The sequence below is a fragment of the Streptomyces sp. P17 genome, from assembly GCF_032436805.1.
Taxonomy (GTDB): Bacteria; Actinomycetota; Actinomycetes; order Streptomycetales; family Streptomycetaceae; genus Streptomyces.
In genome coordinates, this window is record NZ_JAVRBF010000030.1 from 54,443 (window position 1) to 69,527 (window position 15,085).

17 protein-coding genes are annotated in these 15,085 nt (G+C 70.7%); 12 read left to right on the forward strand and 5 right to left on the reverse strand.

All coding sequences use genetic code 11. From position 1 onward, the window contains the following. Positions 1-85 precede the first annotated feature (85 nt). From pucL to RMT89_RS20575, 5 genes are all read right to left on the reverse strand, one after another. Positions 86-1,009: a factor-independent urate hydroxylase gene (gene pucL / locus RMT89_RS20555; RefSeq protein WP_315885200.1), complete on the reverse strand. Its 924-nt coding sequence runs from the start codon at positions 1,007-1,009 to the stop codon at positions 86-88. Between the two features lie 6 nt (positions 1,010-1,015). After that, the gene (gene uraH / locus RMT89_RS20560; protein ID WP_315885201.1) at positions 1,016-1,414 is read right to left on the reverse strand and encodes a hydroxyisourate hydrolase; all 399 of its coding nucleotides are present in this window, start codon (positions 1,412-1,414) and stop codon (positions 1,016-1,018) included. Positions 1,415-1,420: 6 nt separating this feature from the next. Then, positions 1,421-1,927 carry a 2-oxo-4-hydroxy-4-carboxy-5-ureidoimidazoline decarboxylase gene (gene uraD, locus RMT89_RS20565; RefSeq protein ID WP_315885202.1) on the reverse strand — a complete coding sequence of 169 codons (507 nt, stop codon included), beginning with the start codon at positions 1,925-1,927 and terminating at the stop codon, positions 1,421-1,423. 132 nt (positions 1,928-2,059) lie between these two features. Further along, a complete protein-coding gene (locus RMT89_RS20570; RefSeq protein WP_315885241.1) occupies positions 2,060-2,371 on the reverse strand; it encodes a helix-turn-helix domain-containing protein in 312 nt (103 codons plus the stop codon). 44 nt (positions 2,372-2,415) lie between these two features. Beyond that, positions 2,416-2,667 carry a hypothetical protein gene (locus RMT89_RS20575; RefSeq protein ID WP_315885203.1) on the reverse strand — a complete coding sequence of 84 codons (252 nt, stop codon included), beginning with the start codon at positions 2,665-2,667 and terminating at the stop codon, positions 2,416-2,418. A 125-nt stretch (positions 2,668-2,792) separates the two neighbouring features. Here RMT89_RS20575 and RMT89_RS20580 point away from each other — a divergent pair, with 125 nt between their 5' ends. From RMT89_RS20580 to RMT89_RS20635, 12 genes are all read left to right on the forward strand, one after another. Further along, positions 2,793-3,833: a lytic transglycosylase domain-containing protein gene (locus RMT89_RS20580; RefSeq protein ID WP_315885204.1), complete on the forward strand. Its 1,041-nt coding sequence runs from the start codon at positions 2,793-2,795 to the stop codon at positions 3,831-3,833. A gap of 53 nt (positions 3,834-3,886) precedes the next feature. Continuing rightward, the gene (locus RMT89_RS20585) at positions 3,887-4,915 is read left to right on the forward strand and encodes a sigma-70 family RNA polymerase sigma factor (RefSeq protein WP_315885205.1); all 1,029 of its coding nucleotides are present in this window, start codon (positions 3,887-3,889) and stop codon (positions 4,913-4,915) included. Between the two features lie 198 nt (positions 4,916-5,113). Further along, positions 5,114-6,028, forward strand: coding sequence for an ABC transporter ATP-binding protein (locus RMT89_RS20590; RefSeq protein ID WP_315885206.1), 915 nt, complete (start codon positions 5,114-5,116; stop codon positions 6,026-6,028). Continuing rightward, a complete protein-coding gene (locus RMT89_RS20595; protein ID WP_315885207.1) occupies positions 6,025-6,795 on the forward strand; it encodes an ABC transporter permease in 771 nt (256 codons plus the stop codon). The genes RMT89_RS20590 and RMT89_RS20595 overlap by 4 nt, the downstream gene beginning before the upstream one ends. Before the next feature lie 3 nt (positions 6,796-6,798). Continuing rightward, positions 6,799-7,602 carry an ABC transporter permease gene (locus RMT89_RS20600; protein WP_315885208.1) on the forward strand — a complete coding sequence of 268 codons (804 nt, stop codon included), beginning with the start codon at positions 6,799-6,801 and terminating at the stop codon, positions 7,600-7,602. Continuing rightward, positions 7,599-8,819 (forward strand): MCE family protein, encoded by a 1,221-nt coding sequence (locus tag RMT89_RS20605; protein ID WP_399498443.1) that lies wholly within the window; start codon positions 7,599-7,601, stop codon positions 8,817-8,819. The genes RMT89_RS20600 and RMT89_RS20605 overlap by 4 nt, the downstream gene beginning before the upstream one ends. Then, positions 8,816-9,853, forward strand: a complete 1,038-nt coding sequence (locus RMT89_RS20610) for an MlaD family protein (RefSeq protein ID WP_315885209.1) — start codon at positions 8,816-8,818, stop codon at positions 9,851-9,853. The genes RMT89_RS20605 and RMT89_RS20610 overlap by 4 nt, the downstream gene beginning before the upstream one ends. Then, positions 9,850-10,917 (forward strand): MCE family protein, encoded by a 1,068-nt coding sequence (locus tag RMT89_RS20615; RefSeq protein WP_399498444.1) that lies wholly within the window; start codon positions 9,850-9,852, stop codon positions 10,915-10,917. Before RMT89_RS20610 ends, RMT89_RS20615 begins: the two co-directional genes overlap by 4 nt. Continuing rightward, a complete protein-coding gene (locus tag RMT89_RS20620) occupies positions 10,914-12,017 on the forward strand; it encodes an MCE family protein (protein ID WP_315885210.1) in 1,104 nt (367 codons plus the stop codon). The genes RMT89_RS20615 and RMT89_RS20620 overlap by 4 nt, the downstream gene beginning before the upstream one ends. Further along, positions 12,014-13,270: an MCE family protein gene (locus RMT89_RS20625; protein ID WP_315885211.1), complete on the forward strand. Its 1,257-nt coding sequence runs from the start codon at positions 12,014-12,016 to the stop codon at positions 13,268-13,270. Before RMT89_RS20620 ends, RMT89_RS20625 begins: the two co-directional genes overlap by 4 nt. Beyond that, positions 13,267-14,541, forward strand: coding sequence for an MlaD family protein (locus RMT89_RS20630; protein ID WP_315885212.1), 1,275 nt, complete (start codon positions 13,267-13,269; stop codon positions 14,539-14,541). Before RMT89_RS20625 ends, RMT89_RS20630 begins: the two co-directional genes overlap by 4 nt. Further along, positions 14,514-15,065 carry a hypothetical protein gene (locus tag RMT89_RS20635; protein ID WP_399498445.1) on the forward strand — a complete coding sequence of 184 codons (552 nt, stop codon included), beginning with the start codon at positions 14,514-14,516 and terminating at the stop codon, positions 15,063-15,065. Before RMT89_RS20630 ends, RMT89_RS20635 begins: the two co-directional genes overlap by 28 nt. Positions 15,066-15,085: the final 20 nt, after the last annotated feature.

Sequence of the window (15,085 nt, forward strand, 5' to 3'; positions counted from 1 at the left end):
CTGTGTGGAGTGGGCACGGCAGGACCCCGGGATTTGAGTGCCGCGGCCCGCCCAGGCGGGCCGCGGGTGCCGCAAATGGAGTTGATCAGAGGTTGGTGAGGTCCACGGGGATCTTCGGCTCGCAGCCGTCCCGCAGGATCGTCGCCTCGATCAGCCCGTACGGCCGGTCGGCGGCGTAGTAGACCTCGTTGTCGTTCTTGAGCCCGAACGGCTCCAGGTCCACCAGGAAGTGGTGCTTGTTCGGGAGCGAGAAGCGGACCTCGTCGATCTCGCTGCGGCTGTTGATGATGCGCGCGCCCATCTGGTACAGCGTCTGCTGCAGCGAGAGCGAGTACGTCTCGGCGAAGGCCTGGAGCATGTGCTTCTTCACCTGCTCGTAGGACTTCTCCCAGTGGGGCATCTTCTGCTCGTCGTCGGTCCAGTTGAACCGCCAGCGGCCGGAGACCTGGGTCGCGAGGATCCGGTCGTAGGCCTCCTGGAGGGTCGTGTACTTGTCCTTGACGTAGCCCCAGAACTCGGAGTTGGTCGAGTTCATCACGATCAGGTCCTTCAGACCCGAGATGACCTCCCAGTTCTCACCGTCGTAGGTGATCTGGGTGACGCGGGTCTCCTGGCCCTTGCGCACGAAGGAGTGCTTGACCTCGTCGGCGCCGATGAACCTGGAGTTGGCGTCGGAGGTCTCGATCCGCTCCCAGGCGTACTCCTCGATGCGGATCCGCGCGGTCTTGATCGGCTCCTGCGAGGTCACGAAGTGTCGGGCGAGGTGGATGCCGAACTGCTCGGCCGACTCGATGCCGTACTCCTTGGCGAACGCGTACACCGTGTTCTTGGTGGTGTCGGTCGGCAGGACGTTGGCGTTGGAGCCGGAGTAGTGGACCTCCTCCATGTCGCCGCTCAGCGCCACGGATACGTTCAGGTCCTTGATGTGATGGGTGGCGCCGTCCCGCGTGATCTTTACGACTCGGTTCTCGGCCTTGCCGTACTGGTTCTGTCCCAGGATCGTGGGCATCTTCTGCTAGCTCCCTCGGTAAACGGAGTAGCCGAACGGGTTGAGCAGCAGCGGTACGTGGTAGTGCTCGCCGGGCTTGACGGCGAAGGTGATCGCTACCTCTGGGAAAAACGCACCGCTGTCCCGATTCGCGGGGGCGTCCTGCTGCGCATCGGCTTGCTTCTTCTCGAACTGCAAGAAATACGCCTCGACGGCGAAGTCGAGCCGTACGTGTGTGGTCCCCTCCGGCAGCGCCGGGAGGTCCTTGCACCGGCCGTCGGCGTCGGTCGCCGAGCCGCCGAGCTCCCGCCACTCAGCATCCCGGCCGCTGCGAGCGGAGAGCTGGACGGCGACGGCCTCGGCGGGGCGGCCGATGCTGGTGTCCAGGATGTGCGTGGACACCGATGCGGTGGTGCTGGTGCTCATGCTGCGTCAGTCCTCTTCGACGAGTCGGGCCAGTCGGATGCGGTTGATCTTGCCCAGCTCGGTGCGGACGATCTCGCGCTCCTGCTCCGGCGAGTTGCCGATCCGTTCCTTGACCGCGTCACGCATCTGCTCGCCGGTCCGGCCGGTGGCGCAGATGAGGAAGACATGGCCGAACTTGTCCTGGTAGGCCAGGTTCAGTTCGAGCATCTCGGCCCTCAGCTCCTCGGAGGCGCCGGCCATGCCGCGCTGTTCGCGGGCCGAGGCCGGGTCGCCGGGCTTGGGGCGGCCGATCGGCGGGTGGCCGGCCATCGCCTCTTGGAGGTCCGCGGTGGTCAGCTCGGCCATGGCGGCGTCGCTGGCGGTGTAGAGGGCCTCCACGGTGGCGTACGGGCGGGCGGCGAGGAGCCGCTCGGCCCACGCCCGGGAGGCGCACGCCTCGTGGAGCGCGGCGAAGGCCGCGTGCTCCTCCAGGGCGTTGAACCGGGCCAGGCCCGGCGTGGATGTGGACGTCACGGGAGCCTCCGTGGCCTTGTGCTGAACGGGCTGCGGCTAGCTAACGCCCTCCGGGACACCACGTCAACACTTTGTTGAAAATTCCGGGTGACGAAAACCCGGACGCCCCCCGTCGAAACCCTGGCTCCCCCGTCAGGCGCCCTTCTCACGGTTCAGGTAGTTGTAGACGGTGAAGCGGCTGACGCCGAGCGCGCCGGCCACGGTCTCCACCCCGTGCCGCACGGAGAAGGCGCCGCGCGCCTCAAGTATCCGTACGATCTCCTGCTTGGACTTGCGGTCGAGGTCGGCGAGCGGCTTGCCCTTCCTGCGCTCCATGGCGGCCAGGATGTGGTCCAGGGAGTCCGCGAGCTGCGGCAGGCGTACGGCGACGACGTCGGAGCCCTCCCAGGCGAGCACGACATCGTCGGGGCCCGCCTCGTCCGGCGGGACCATCTCGCCGCCCATGGCGTCGACCAGCGGCTTCACGGCCGCGATGAAGGGCTCCTCGTTCACCGCTCCCCCTCCCCGATCACATTGACCTGGAGCGAGACGCGGGTGGCGCCCGACTCCAAGGTCTTGCGCAGCAGCGCGTCCACGGCGGTGAGGACGGCGTCGGCGCTGCCCTCCGCGGTGTTCCCGAACGGGCCGACGTCCACCGCGTCCAGCTCGGCCGCCTCGATGACCTCGCGGGCCACCAGGGCGTGCGCGGGAGCCTCGTCGAGGTCGAAGGGTTCGGTCGTGAATTCCACTCTCAGTCGCACGCGCTCAACCTAACGCCCCGGGTGGATTTCCGGGCAGCCCGCGCGGTCACCGGATCTCCGCGACGGACCCGCCTCCCCACCACGTAGAGCAGACGACGAGAGCGCGACAGGGAGGGGATCACGACATGGCAGGGCACTGGGGCAGAGGGTTCAGGGGTACGGCGGTCGCGGCGGCGGCGATGGCGGCGCTGACCGCGTCCCAGGCGCCGGGGGCCGGTGAGGCGCGGGCCGCCGTACCCGCCGGGCGGGAGCCCGGCGTGTCCGGGGACGGCCCGTACCGGACCGGTCTGCCGCCGTTGCGAGCCGCCCGGGAGCGGCAGGCGGCGGAGTCACCGGGGGGCGGCGCTCTGCCGGCGAGCGTGTTCGCCGCCTACCGCCGGGCCGGGGCGCGCCTCCAAGGCTCCGCGCCCGGCTGCCGGCTGCGGTGGCAGCTGCTGGCCGCGATCGGCCAGGTGGAGTCCGGTCAGGCGGGCGGCGGACGGCTGACTTCGGACGGTACGACCCTGACCCCGATCCTCGGCCCACGTCTTGACGGCGTCCGCTTCGCGCTGATCCGGGACAGCGACGGCGGGGCGTACGACGGGGACACCGGGTACGACCGCGCGGTGGGCCCGATGCAGTTCATCCCCTCGACCTGGGCGGTCTGGGGCGCGGACGGCAACGGCGACGGGCGGGCCGACCCGCACAACGTCTTCGACGCCGCGCTCGCCGCCGGACGCTACCTGTGCGCGGGCGGACGGGATCTGTCCGTGCCGGGCGACCTGGACGCGGCGATCCTCGGCTACAACCGCTCGACGGCGTATCTGCGGACGGTCCGGGCCTGGTTCGCGTACTTCCTGGAAGGGCACCGGGTGGTGCCCGACATCTCGGCGGCGGGCGGTACGAGCCCGGAACCCGAGGGCTCCGAGCCGGCACGGCGCGATCCGTCCCCCACGCCGAGTGCCCGCCCGACGGACGCCGGATCCCGTACGCCGTCCCCGTCCCCGTCCGCGTCCCCGGCAGACCCGCGGCCGACGCGCAGCACACCGGCCGCCGAGCCGTCGCCGGGTCCCTCGCTCCCCCTGCCCGATCCCGGAGTCGTCCTGTCCGGCGACGACGTGCTGCCCGGCAACGATGACGAGTCGATGCTCGCCACCCCCTCCACAACCGGCGCTACCGGGCGGTAATGTCGCCCCCCGCCGGGCGCACGTGACCGGCGGGTGAGCGCGAAGGGGCCCTCATGGCGATGGACATGCCCGCGGAGATACAGGCGGCCCACGACCGGTGGGAGCGCATGTGGAGCCACCGTGAGCAGCTGCTCAAGGTGGCCCGCCGCAGGTCGATGTCCCTGGAGGACGCCGAGGACGCCGTGCACGAGGCGATGCTGCGCGCGGCGGAGCGCCCCGACCTGGACGACGAGCGGCTCGCCGCCTGGCTGACGACGGTGACGATACGGCTGTGCGTCGACCGGTACCGGCAGGTCAACCGCGAGGCCGAGGTGCGCACCAGCCCCACGCTGGTGGCACCGGGACCGGTGCCGGTCGAGGAGGCCGTGTGCGACCGGGCGGAGGCCCGCTGGCTGGCCGTACGCAGCGGGGAGCTGCCCGCGCGCCAGGCCGAGGCGCTGCGGCTGAAGTCGCAGGACCTGGATGTGGGCCAGGTCGCCGTGGAGATGGGCCTGAGCTACCGGACGGTCGAGTCGCTGCTGGCCCGGGCCCGCCGGACGCTGCGCAACTCGCTGGCCGGCACGCTCGGGCTCGCCCTGTTCCTGTGGGGCCGGGGCAGGCCGCGCGGGGCGTCGCAGGCGCAGGCCGTGGTGCTGGCGTCGACGGCGGCGACCCTGGCGGTGGCGGGGTTCGTCCTGCCGTACGCCGACGCCGGGGGCGGGCCCGGCACGGCGCCCCGGACCTCCGTCTCCCCGGTCCCGGAGGCGTGGCAGCGGCCGGACACCGAGGGCCGCGGGGCCTCCCCCGACGCGCGCCGGCGGCCGGCCACCTCGACGTCCGCCGCCCCGACGGCGCCCCGGAGACCGGCCGACCGTCCGCTGCTGCCGCTGTCGGTGCCGTCGTTGCCGGAGGTTCCCCTGTCCTCCGCCCCGGAGCTGCCTGCGCCCGAGGTGCCGACGGTGCCCGACGTCCCCGAGCTGCCCGGCATCCCCGCGGCCCCGGACACAAGCGACCTCCCGCGCACCGCGCCGGGCCTTGCGGAGCTCCCGGACACATCCACGACGCCGGATACCCCGGCAGCACCCGTGAGCTCCCTGCCGTAAGGCCCGGCCGGACGCCGATGGCCAGGGGACAGCCCCGCGGCGTGGGGCACCCGGATCGGAGTTGCCCACGCCGGCGCCCCTGCCGTAACGCTCTCGCCACCCGTCCGCAAAAAAAAGTCGCCTCCGCCGCGACGGACGCCCCGCCCCTCCCCGTAGAGCAGATGTCAGAGCTGCTCCAGGGGCTGAAGGGTGGACCGGATGGGTGTCGAGATCTGTGTGGAAGGGCTGACCAAGTCCTTCGGTCACCAGGTCATCTGGCAGGACGTCTCGCTGACGCTGCCCGCCGGGGAGGTCTCGGTGATGCTCGGCCCGTCGGGCACGGGCAAGTCGGTGTTCCTCAAGACGCTCGTCGGACTGCTCAAGCCAGAGCGCGGCTCGATCACGATCCAGGGCCGGGACATCACCGAGCTCCGCGAGCACGACCTGTACGAGGTGCGGAAGCTGTTCGGGGTGCTGTTCCAGGACGGCGCGCTGTTCGGCTCGATGAACCTGTACGACAACATCGCCTTCCCGCTGCGCGAGCACACCCGTAAGCCGGAGAGCGAGATCCGGCGGATCGTCCTCGAGAAGATGGACATGGTCGGTCTGATCGGGGCCGAGGAGAAGCTGCCCGGGGAGATCTCCGGCGGTATGCGCAAACGGGCCGGACTCGCGCGGGCGCTGGTGCTCGATCCGGAGATCATCCTGTTCGACGAGCCGGACTCGGGACTCGACCCGGTGCGCGTCGCGTATCTCAACCAGCTGATCGTCGACCTCAACGCCCAGATCGACGCGACCTTCCTCATCGTCACGCACGACATCGCCTCCGCCCGCCAGGTCCCGGACAACATCGGGCTGCTGTTCCGCCGTGAGCTGGTGATGTTCGGGCCCAGGGACCAGCTGCTGACCAGCGAGGAGCCGGTCGTACGGCAGTTCCTGAACGGCCGGGTGCAGGGGCCGATCGGCATGGCGGAGGAGAAGGACGCCGCCCAGGTCGAGCAGGAGCTGGCCGAGATCGGCGAGAGCACGGACCCCGAGCACCTCACACCCCGGCTGCTGCCCAGCCCCGGCATTCCCCGGCCGCCCCGCTGGCAGGCCATCGCGCGGCGGGAGGAGGAGGTGGCGCACGCATGAGCATCGATCCCGTCGGCGCGCTGCGCCACTCCGGCAGCCTCTTCGCGATGGCCCTGGACGTCGTACGGACCGTCCCCAAACGGCCCTTTCAGGTACGGGAGTTCATCCAGCAGGCCTGGTTCATCGCCAGCGTCACCATCCTGCCGACCGCCCTCGTCTCCATCCCCTTCGGCGCGGTCATCGCCCTCCAGATCGGCAGCCTCACCCGGCAGCTCGGCGCCCAGTCCTTCTCCGGCGCTGCCTCCGTGCTCGCGGTGCTGCGGGAGGCCTCGCCGATCGTGACCGCGCTGCTGATCGCGGGCGCCGGCGGTACGGCGATCTGCGCGGACCTCGGGGCGCGGAAGATCCGCGAGGAGATCGACGCGATGCAGGTGCTGGGCATCGACCCGATCCACCGTCTTGTCGTGCCGCGCGTGCTGGCCTCGATGCTGGTGGCGGTGCTGCTCAACGGCCTGGTGTCGGTGGTCGGGGTGGCGGGCGGCTACTTCTTCAACGTCGTCCTCCAGGACGGCACTCCGGGCGCGTATCTGGCCTCCTTCACCACCCTCGCCCAGCTCTCCGACCTGTGGGCGGCCGAGGTCAAGGCACTGGTCTTCGGCGCGATCGCCGCGATCGTCGCCTCGTACAAGGGACTTACGGCGAAGGGCGGCCCGAAGGGTGTGGGCGACGCGGTGAACCAGTCGGTGGTGATCACCTTCATGTTGCTGTTCGTGACGAACTTCGTGATGACCGCGGTGTACTTCCAGGTCGTCCCGCAGAGGGGCTGAAGCATGGCACTGCTGAGGAGTCTGGAAGCGCTGGGCGCTCAACTCGCCTTCTACGGCCGCTCGCTGGCCTGGACCGGCCGCACCGTGCGCCGCTACAAGAAGGAGAGCCTGCGGCTGCTCGCCGAGGTCAGCTTCGGCCGGGGCGCGCTCGCCGTCGTGGGCGGCACGGTCGGCGTCATCGCCTTCCTGTCGTTCTTCACCGGCACCGAGGTGGGTCTCCAGGGCTACGCCGCGCTCAACCAGCTCGGCACCTCCAACTTCGTGGCGTTCCTGTCGGCGTACTTCAACACCCGGGAGATCGCCCCGCTGGTGGCCGGGCTGGCGCTGTCCGCGACGGTCGGCGCCGGGTTCACCGCGCAGCTCGGCGCGATGCGCATCAGCGAGGAGACCGACGCCCTGGAGGTCATGGGCGTGCCCTCGCTGCCGTTCCTGGTGACGACCCGGATGATCGCCGGGTTCGTCGCCGTGATCCCGCTGTACGTGGTGGGGCTGCTGTCCTGGTACTTCGCCGCCCGCACCATCACCACCGGCTACTACGGGCAGTCGGCGGGCACCTACGACCACTACTTCCAGCAGTACCTGCCCCCGGTCGACGTGCTCTGGTCCTTCGGCAAGGTGCTGGTCTTCGCCGTCGTGATCATCCTGGTGCACTGCTTCCACGGCTACTACGCGAGCGGCGGTCCGGCGGGCGTCGGCGTCGCGGTGGGCCGGGCCGTGCGGACCTCGATCGTGGCGATCAACGTCCTCGACTTCTTCCTGTCGCTCGCGATCTGGGGCGCCAGCACGACCGTACGGATAGCGGGGTGAGCCGGGTGAGAGTGGTGAGGCTGCGGTTGTACGGTGTCGTCTTCATCGCCGTACTCGCCCTGCTGCTGTCGCTGTCCGTCGCCGTCTACCGGCAGGCGTTCACGCCGGTCGTGCGGATCACGCTGGAGGCCGACAGCCTGGGCAACCAGCTCGACCGGCGGGCCGACGTCAAGCTGCGCGGGCTGCTGGTCGGCGAGGTGCGCTCGGTGCGTGCGGACGGGACGAAGGCGACGCTCGACATCGCGCTCAAGCCGGAGCACGTGTCGTCCATCCCCGCCGATGTGCACGCGCGGCTGTTGCCCAAGACGCTGTTCGGCGAGAAGTACGTCGATCTGGTCGTGCCCGCGCGCTCTTCCGCCCGGCCGATCCGCGCCGGAGACGTCATCACCCAGGACCGCACCCGCGTCGGCATCGAACTCCAGCAGCTGATGAACGACCTGCTGCCGCTGCTGCGGACCGTCAGACCCGGCGAGCTCAACGCCACGCTGTCCGCCTTCGCCACGGCCCTGGAAGGGCGCGGCGACCGGATCGGCGCCAACCTCACGCGCGTGGAGGCCTACTTGCGCAAGCTCAACCCGCATCTGCCGGCCCTGAAGGAGGACATCGCGCGGTTCGCGGACGTCGCCGAGGTGTACGGCGACGCGGCGCCCGACCTGATGCGGATCCTGCGTAACACGCTGACCACCAGCCGCACGCTCGTGGAGAAGCGGGACCAGCTCGCCGCCGCGCTCGGCGCGACCTCGACCGCCGCGGACACGGCGGACGGCTTCCTCGACCGGACCGGTGACCGGCTGATCACCCTGGGCCGGGTCTCCCGTCCGACGCTCGATCTCTTCGCCCGCTACTCGCCGGAGTACCCCTGCCTCCTCGAAGGCCTGGTCCGGCAGGAGAAGGCCTCTCAGGAGGCGTTCCGGGGCGGGAGGATGCGGATCACCCTGGAGGTCGTACGGCAGCGGCCGGCGTACGAACCCGGTGAGGAGCCGTACTACGGCGAGCGGTCGGGGCCGGACTGCCGCGGCCTGCCGCACCCGAGCGTGCCCGCCCCGCACACCAAGCTCGATGACGGTACGTCGGAGATGTCCGGCACTCGCGCCGAACAACGTGCCGTCGGCTCCCTCGTGGCCCCCGTGCTGGGGGTGCCCGCCGACGAGGTGCCGCCGGTCGCCACGTTGCTGTTCGGGCCGATGGCCCGTGGGACGGCGGTGAGCGTCGCGTGAAGACAACAGCAGCCCGGCGGACCGCCGCCCCGCTCATCAAGTTCAGCCTCTTCGCGCTGGTGACGATCCTGGCGACGGCCCTGCTCGCGGCGACCATCGTCAATATCTCCTTCACCCCCACGCACACCTATCGCGCCGTGTTCAGCGATGTCACCGGCCTGGAGGAGGGCGACGACATCCGGGTCGCCGGGGTGCGGGTCGGCGAGGTCGAGGGCATCCGGATCAAGGACCGGACCCGCGCCGAGGTCACCTTCACGGTCACCGAGGACCGCCCGCTGCTCACCGGCACGGGCGCGGTCGTCCGCTACCGCAACCTCGTCGGACAGCGGTACGTCGCCCTGACCGAGGGCGCGGGCGACGGCACCCGGCTGCGGCCCGGCGCGACGATCCCGCTGTCGCGGACGCAGCCCGCGCTGGACCTGAACGCGCTGCTGAACGGCTTCAAGCCGCTGTTCGCCGCGCTCAGCCCCAAGGACGTCAACCAGCTCGCCACCGAGATCATCAAGACCCTTCAGGGCGAGGGCGGCACCGTCAACAGCCTGCTCGCGCACACGGCTTCGCTCACCACGACGCTGGCCGACCGGGACGAGCTGATCGGCTCCGTCATCGACAACCTCAACACCGTGCTGAAGACGCTCGACAAGCGCGGCGCCCGCTTCTCCGGGCTGCTCAAGCAGTTGCGGCGGGTGATCTCGGGGCTGTCCGCCGACCGCGAGCCGTTCGGCGAGTCGCTGGTGAGCATCGGGGACCTGACGGAGGCGACCTCGGGTCTGGTGCGGGACGCGCGTCCACCGCTGAAGGACGACATCGCCGAGCTGACCGATCTCACCGGAACCCTCAATGACAACGAGAAGACCGTGGAGGGCGTGCTGAAGCGGCTGCCGAACAAACTCAACGAGCTGACGGGGACGGCGTCCTACGGCTCGTGGTTCAACTTCTACCTCTGCGACTTCGACGGGCGGATCGTGCTGCCGAAGACGCGCGAGGTCATCACTCCCGAGATGCGGGTGGCGAGGGCGAGGTGCGCCGGATGATCCCGCGAAGGAAACCCAGGCCCCAGCCGCTGGTCAAGGTGCGCATCGACCCGCCGAGGCTGCCGCGCGTCCGGCTCCCGCACCTGCCTCCCTTCCGCGAGGGCAACCCCGTGGTGATCGGCGCGGCCGGCCTGACCACCCTCGCGCTGCTGGCCGTGGCCGCGTTCAACGCCGACTCCCTTCCGGTGATCGGCGACGGCGAGACCTACAGCGCGGCCTTCGCGGAGGCGGGCGGTCTCAAGCCCGGCGACGAGGTGCGGATCGCCGGGGTGAAGGTCGGCAAGGTCGAGGAGGTCGACCTTGACGGCGACCACGTCAAGGTCACCTTCAAGATCAAGGGCGAGCCGGAGTTCGGCACCGCCACCGGAGCCTCGATCCGGGTCAAGACGATCCTCGGCGCCAAGTACCTCGCGCTGCACCCCAAGGGCCCCGGGCAGTTGAAGGCCGGCAGCGAGATCCCGCTGACGCGGACCGTCCCCGCCTACGACGTCGTGCAGGCCTTCAGCGATCTGACGACCACCACGGAGGAGGTGGACACCGACCGGCTGGCGACGGCCCTGGACACCATCTCCACCACCTTCCAGGACTCCCCCGCCGAGGTACGGGCGTCCATCAAGGGCCTGTCGAAGATCTCCCGGACGGTGGCCACGCGGGACAAGGCGCTGGGCGAACTCCTCGACCACGCCAACGGCGTGAGCGGCGTCCTGGCCGAGCGCACCGAGGACTTCACCGCCCTGGTCAAGGACGGCGACGACCTGTTCAAGGAGATCACCAAGCGGCGCAAGGCCATCCACAAGCTGCTCAAGACCTCCGCCGCGCTCGGTATCGAGCTCTCCGGGCTGGTCGAGGACAACGCCAAGGAGCTGGGCCCCGCGCTCAAGGGCCTGAACCAGGTGGTCGAGATGCTCGAACGCAACCAGTCGAGCCTGGACCGCAGCGTCAAGCTGCTCGCCCCCTACGTCCGTGTCTTCTCCAACACCCTCGGCAACGGCCGCTGGTTCGACTCCTACGTCCAGAACCTGGTCGCCGCCCCGGTGGTGCCCAGGACGGGAGGCTCCCGATGAAGAGGCGGCTGGCCCTGCTCCTCACCCTGACCCTCGTCGCCGCGGCCGCCTTCGTGCTGTGGCCGCGGCCCGAGAAGGTGCGCGTCACCGCGTACTTCCCGCGCACCGTCGGCATCTACCCCGGCTCGGACGTGCGTGTCCTCGGCGTCCGCATCGGCGAGGTGAAGGCGATCACGCCGGAGGGCGGACGGGTGCGGGTGGAGCTGGAGTACGACGAGGGACGCAGAGTGCCGGCCGACGCACAGGCGGCGATCATCAACTCGTCGGTGGTCAGCGACCGTTACGTGCAGTTGCTGCCCGTGTACCGGAACGGTCCGGTGCTCCGGGACGGCGCCGTGATCCCGGAGTCGCGCACGGCCGTGCCGGTCGAGCTGGACCGGGTCTTCGACAGCCTGCGCACCACGGCCGAGGCGCTCGGCCCCGAGGGCGCCAACAAGGAGGGCTCGCTGTCCCGGCTGCTCGGGGTGAGCGCGGACAACCTGGAGGGGCAGGGCGGGAACATCCACCAGACCGTGAAGGACCTCTCGGAGGCGGTCACCACGCTGTCCGACGGCCGTGGGGACCTGTTCGGCACGGTGCGCAACCTCCAGGTGTTCACGGCGGCGCTGGCGGCGGACGACAAGAGCGTGCGGTCGTTCAACACCAGCCTTGCCGAGGTCGCCGAGCAGCTCGCCGGGGAGCGGGAGGATCTCGCGGCGGCGCTGCGCAACCTCGGCACCGCGCTCGGCGATGTGTCCGCGTTCGTGAAGAAGAACAAGAAGTCGCTGACCTCGAACGTGAAGGGCCTCAGCAAGGTGACCAAGGTGCTCGTCACCCAACGCGCCGCCCTGGAAGAGCTGCTGGAGGTCGCCCCCACGGGTCTGTCGAATCTCCAGAACGCCTACAACCCTTCCTCCGGCACCCTCGACACCCGCAACAACGCGCAGACACCGCAGGATCCGGCCGCGTTGCTGTGCTCCGTGCTGAAGACCACCGGCGAGAGGGCCGACTGCGCGGAGTTGGAGAGGCTCTTCGACTCGCTGCCCGAGGTACCGACCGCGCCCGCCGCGCCGGCCACCGTCGACCGGACCCTCGGCGGAATCCTGGAGGGCCGCGCATGATCCGCAAGGCAGGTGTGCTCGCCTGGGCGGCCGTCGGTTCGCTGCTGCTGTCCGGCTGCGAGTTCAACGGCTGGTACGACGTCGGGCTGCCGGGAGGAGCGGCCTCGGACGGCGACGCGTACCGCGTCACCGTCGAGTTCCGCGATGTCCTCGATCTGGTGCCGCAGTCGGCCGTGAAGGCCGACAACGTGACCGTGGGCGCGGTCGAGAAGGTCGAGCTGGACGGTTGGCACGCGCGCGTACGGCTGCGGGTCGCCGACTCGGTGAAGCTGCCCGCCAACGCGGTCGCCGAGCTGAGGCAGACCAGCATGCTCGGCGAGAAGTACGTGGCGCTGTCCGCCCCGCCCGGCACCGATCCCGTGGGCCGGCTCGGCGACGGCGACCGCATCCCGTTGAGCCGCAGCGGCCGTGACCCGGAGATCGAGGAGGTGTTCTCCGCCCTGTCCGCGCTGCTCAACGGCGGCGGGGTGGCCCAGCTCAAGACGATCACCGTGGAGCTCAACAAGGCCCTGGACGGCCGCGAGAGCCGGGTCAAGTCCCTGCTCAAGGAGCTGGACACCTTCCTCGGCGGCCTGGACGACCAGCGCGAGGACATCGTCCGCGCGATCAAGGCCGTCGACCGGTTCGCGGGGCGGCTCGGAAAGGAGAAGAAGACGATCGCCAAGGCCGTCGAGACGATGCCGCCCGCCCTCAAGGTCCTCGCGGACCAGCGGCGTGACCTGACGAGGATGCTCACCGCCCTGTCCAAGCTGGGCAGGACCGGCACGAAGGTCGTCAAGGCGTCCCGGGACGACACGGTCGCCAACCTGAAGCGACTGCGGCCGATCCTGCGGCAGCTGAACAAGGCGGGCGACGATCTGCCCAACTCCCTGGAACTGCTGACCACCTACCCCTTCCCGCGCAACGCGGTCGACGCCATCAAGGGCGACTACGTCAACCTCGCCGTCACCGCGGACCTCGATCTGTCGAGCCTCTACGGCAACCTGGCGGAGGAGCCGAAGGACGACGGCGGCACCCCGAAGTCACCCGGCCTTCCGGATCCTCCCGATGCCCCGGACGTCCCCGAGCTGCCGAGCGTGCCGACGCCCGGTCTGCCCGCCACGCCCGACACCCCCGCCACCCCCTCCGCACCGTCCGGCGGCGACCTGCTGTGCCCGCCGGTGTGCACCGCCGCCCACGGCATCCCCCAGGACCTCCCCGCGGGGATCGACCTCGCGCTCGCGGAGCTGATGCTGAAGGGGATACAGCCGTGATCACACGTACGGTCAAGGCCCAACTGCTCGCCTTCGCCACCGTCACCGCCGTCGGGGTGTCCTATGTCGGCGCCGAGTACACGGGCCTGGTGGACGCTGTCCTCGGCCGCGGCTACACCGTGCGCGCCGACTTCGCGGACTCCGGCGGCATCTTCGAGGGCGCCGAGGTCACCTACCGCGGGGTGCCCGTGGGACGGGTCGGCGCGCTGACGCTGACCGGCGCGGGCGGGGTCTCCGTCTCCCTCGACATCGAGGACGGGGCGCCGCGTATCCCGGCGGACACCCTCGCCGTGGTGGCCAACCGATCGGCGGTGGGCGAGCAGTACGTCGACCTCCAGCCGCGCGCCTCCCACGGCCCGTACCTGCTTCAGGGCAGCACGATCCCCCGGGACCGCACGCGCGTGCCGCTGCCCACGACCGACCTGGTCCTCAGCCTCGACCGGCTGGTGAACTCGGTCGGCAAGGACGACCTGCGCGTCACCGTCGACGAGCTCGGCAAGGCCTTCTCCGGCACCGGACCGCATCTGAGCAAGCTGATCGACTCGGGCAACGCGCTCGTCGAGTCGGCGTCCGAGTCGCTGCCCGAGACGATCTCGCTGATCGAGGACTCGCGAAGGGTGCTCAGGACGCAGGCCGACCAGGGGTCGTCCATCAAGGCGTTCTCACGCGATCTCGCCCTGCTCACCGCGGAGTTGAAGTCGAGCGACGGAGACCTGCGCAAGCTCATCGGCAACGCGCGACCGGCCGCCGTCGAGCTCAACTCGCTGCTGAAGTCGGTCGAGCCACGGCTCTCGGTGCTGCTCGCCAACCTGATCAGCGGCGGGCAGGTCACGCTCGCGCGGCTGCCCGGCGTGGAGCAGGCCCTGGTCACCTTCCCGGTGGTGGTCTCGGGCAGTTACACCGTGATCCCCGGCGACGGCACCACCCACTTCGGTCTGGTGCTGAACGCCGACGACCCGCCGCCCTGCACCCGGGGCTACGGCACGGCCCGCCGCGACCCGGCGGACACCAGCACCCGGGAGGCGAACACCGACGCGCGCTGCACCGCCCCCCGGGGCAGTGGCACCTCGGTGCGCGGCGCGCAGAACGCCCCCGGCGCCTCCTCCGGCGGCGGGGCCGACCAGGCGGCGTACGTCACGCCGTACGACCCGGAGACCGGCGCGCTCGCCGGCCCGGACGGAACGCCCGTCGAGATCGGCTCGACGGGCGGCCAGCAGACCGTCTTCGGAAAGGAGTCGTGGCAATGGCTGCTCGTCGGACCGATGGCATGAGCGGGCTCGTGGTCCGCGCGACCCGGGGCCTGATCGCCCGAGCCCGGAGCTCCCGGGCCCTGTCGGCGGGGCTCGTCGTGGCGACCGTCCTGTGCACCGCGTCGGCGCTCTGGCTGAGCAGCCGGCTGTACGACCAGCGTGAGGCGGAACAGCGCCGGCAGGACATCCTGGCGGCGGCCCGGCAGTCGGCGCTGAACTTCACCTCGCTCGACTACCGGCGCTACGACCGCGACAGCGCCAACGTGCTCAAGGGCGCCACCGGCGACTTCAAGAAGGAGTTCGCCGCGCAGACCGAGCAGCTGACCGATCTCGTCGGCCGGAACAGATCGGTCTCCGAGGGCCAGGTCCTCGAGGCGGGCATCGTCCGCTCCGACGAGCGCTCGGCCCGCGTGCTCGTGGTCGCCGACAGCAAGGTGACCAACACGGCCGTGCCCCAGGGGGAGGCACGCACCTACCGGCTGCAGCTCGACCTCGTCCACGAGGGCGGCCGCTGGCTGACCTCCGATGTCGAGTTCGTCGGCTGATCCCCTGCCGTATCGCCCAG

What these genes read in the sequence shown, in the direction of transcription:
- pucL (WP_315885200.1), bottom strand. Translation starts at nt 1,009, where the DNA reads ATGCCCACGATCCTGGGACAGAACCAGTACGGCAAGGCCGAGAACCGA.
- uraH (WP_315885201.1), bottom strand. Translation starts at nt 1,414, where the DNA reads ATGAGCACCAGCACCACCGCATCGGTGTCCACGCACATCCTGGACACC.
- RMT89_RS20570 (WP_315885241.1), bottom strand. Translation starts at nt 2,371, where the DNA reads ATGGGCGGCGAGATGGTCCCGCCGGACGAGGCGGGCCCCGACGATGTC.
- RMT89_RS20580 (WP_315885204.1), top strand. Translation starts at nt 2,793, where the DNA reads ATGGCAGGGCACTGGGGCAGAGGGTTCAGGGGTACGGCGGTCGCGGCG.
- RMT89_RS20585 (WP_315885205.1), top strand. Translation starts at nt 3,887, where the DNA reads ATGGCGATGGACATGCCCGCGGAGATACAGGCGGCCCACGACCGGTGG.
- RMT89_RS20590 (WP_315885206.1), top strand. Translation starts at nt 5,114, where the DNA reads ATGGGTGTCGAGATCTGTGTGGAAGGGCTGACCAAGTCCTTCGGTCAC.
- RMT89_RS20595 (WP_315885207.1), top strand. Translation starts at nt 6,025, where the DNA reads ATGAGCATCGATCCCGTCGGCGCGCTGCGCCACTCCGGCAGCCTCTTC.
- RMT89_RS20600 (WP_315885208.1), top strand. Translation starts at nt 6,799, where the DNA reads ATGGCACTGCTGAGGAGTCTGGAAGCGCTGGGCGCTCAACTCGCCTTC.
- RMT89_RS20615 (WP_399498444.1), top strand. Translation starts at nt 9,850, where the DNA reads ATGATCCCGCGAAGGAAACCCAGGCCCCAGCCGCTGGTCAAGGTGCGC.
- RMT89_RS20620 (WP_315885210.1), top strand. Translation starts at nt 10,914, where the DNA reads ATGAAGAGGCGGCTGGCCCTGCTCCTCACCCTGACCCTCGTCGCCGCG.
- RMT89_RS20625 (WP_315885211.1), top strand. Translation starts at nt 12,014, where the DNA reads ATGATCCGCAAGGCAGGTGTGCTCGCCTGGGCGGCCGTCGGTTCGCTG.
- RMT89_RS20635 (WP_399498445.1), top strand. Translation starts at nt 14,514, where the DNA reads ATGGCTGCTCGTCGGACCGATGGCATGAGCGGGCTCGTGGTCCGCGCG.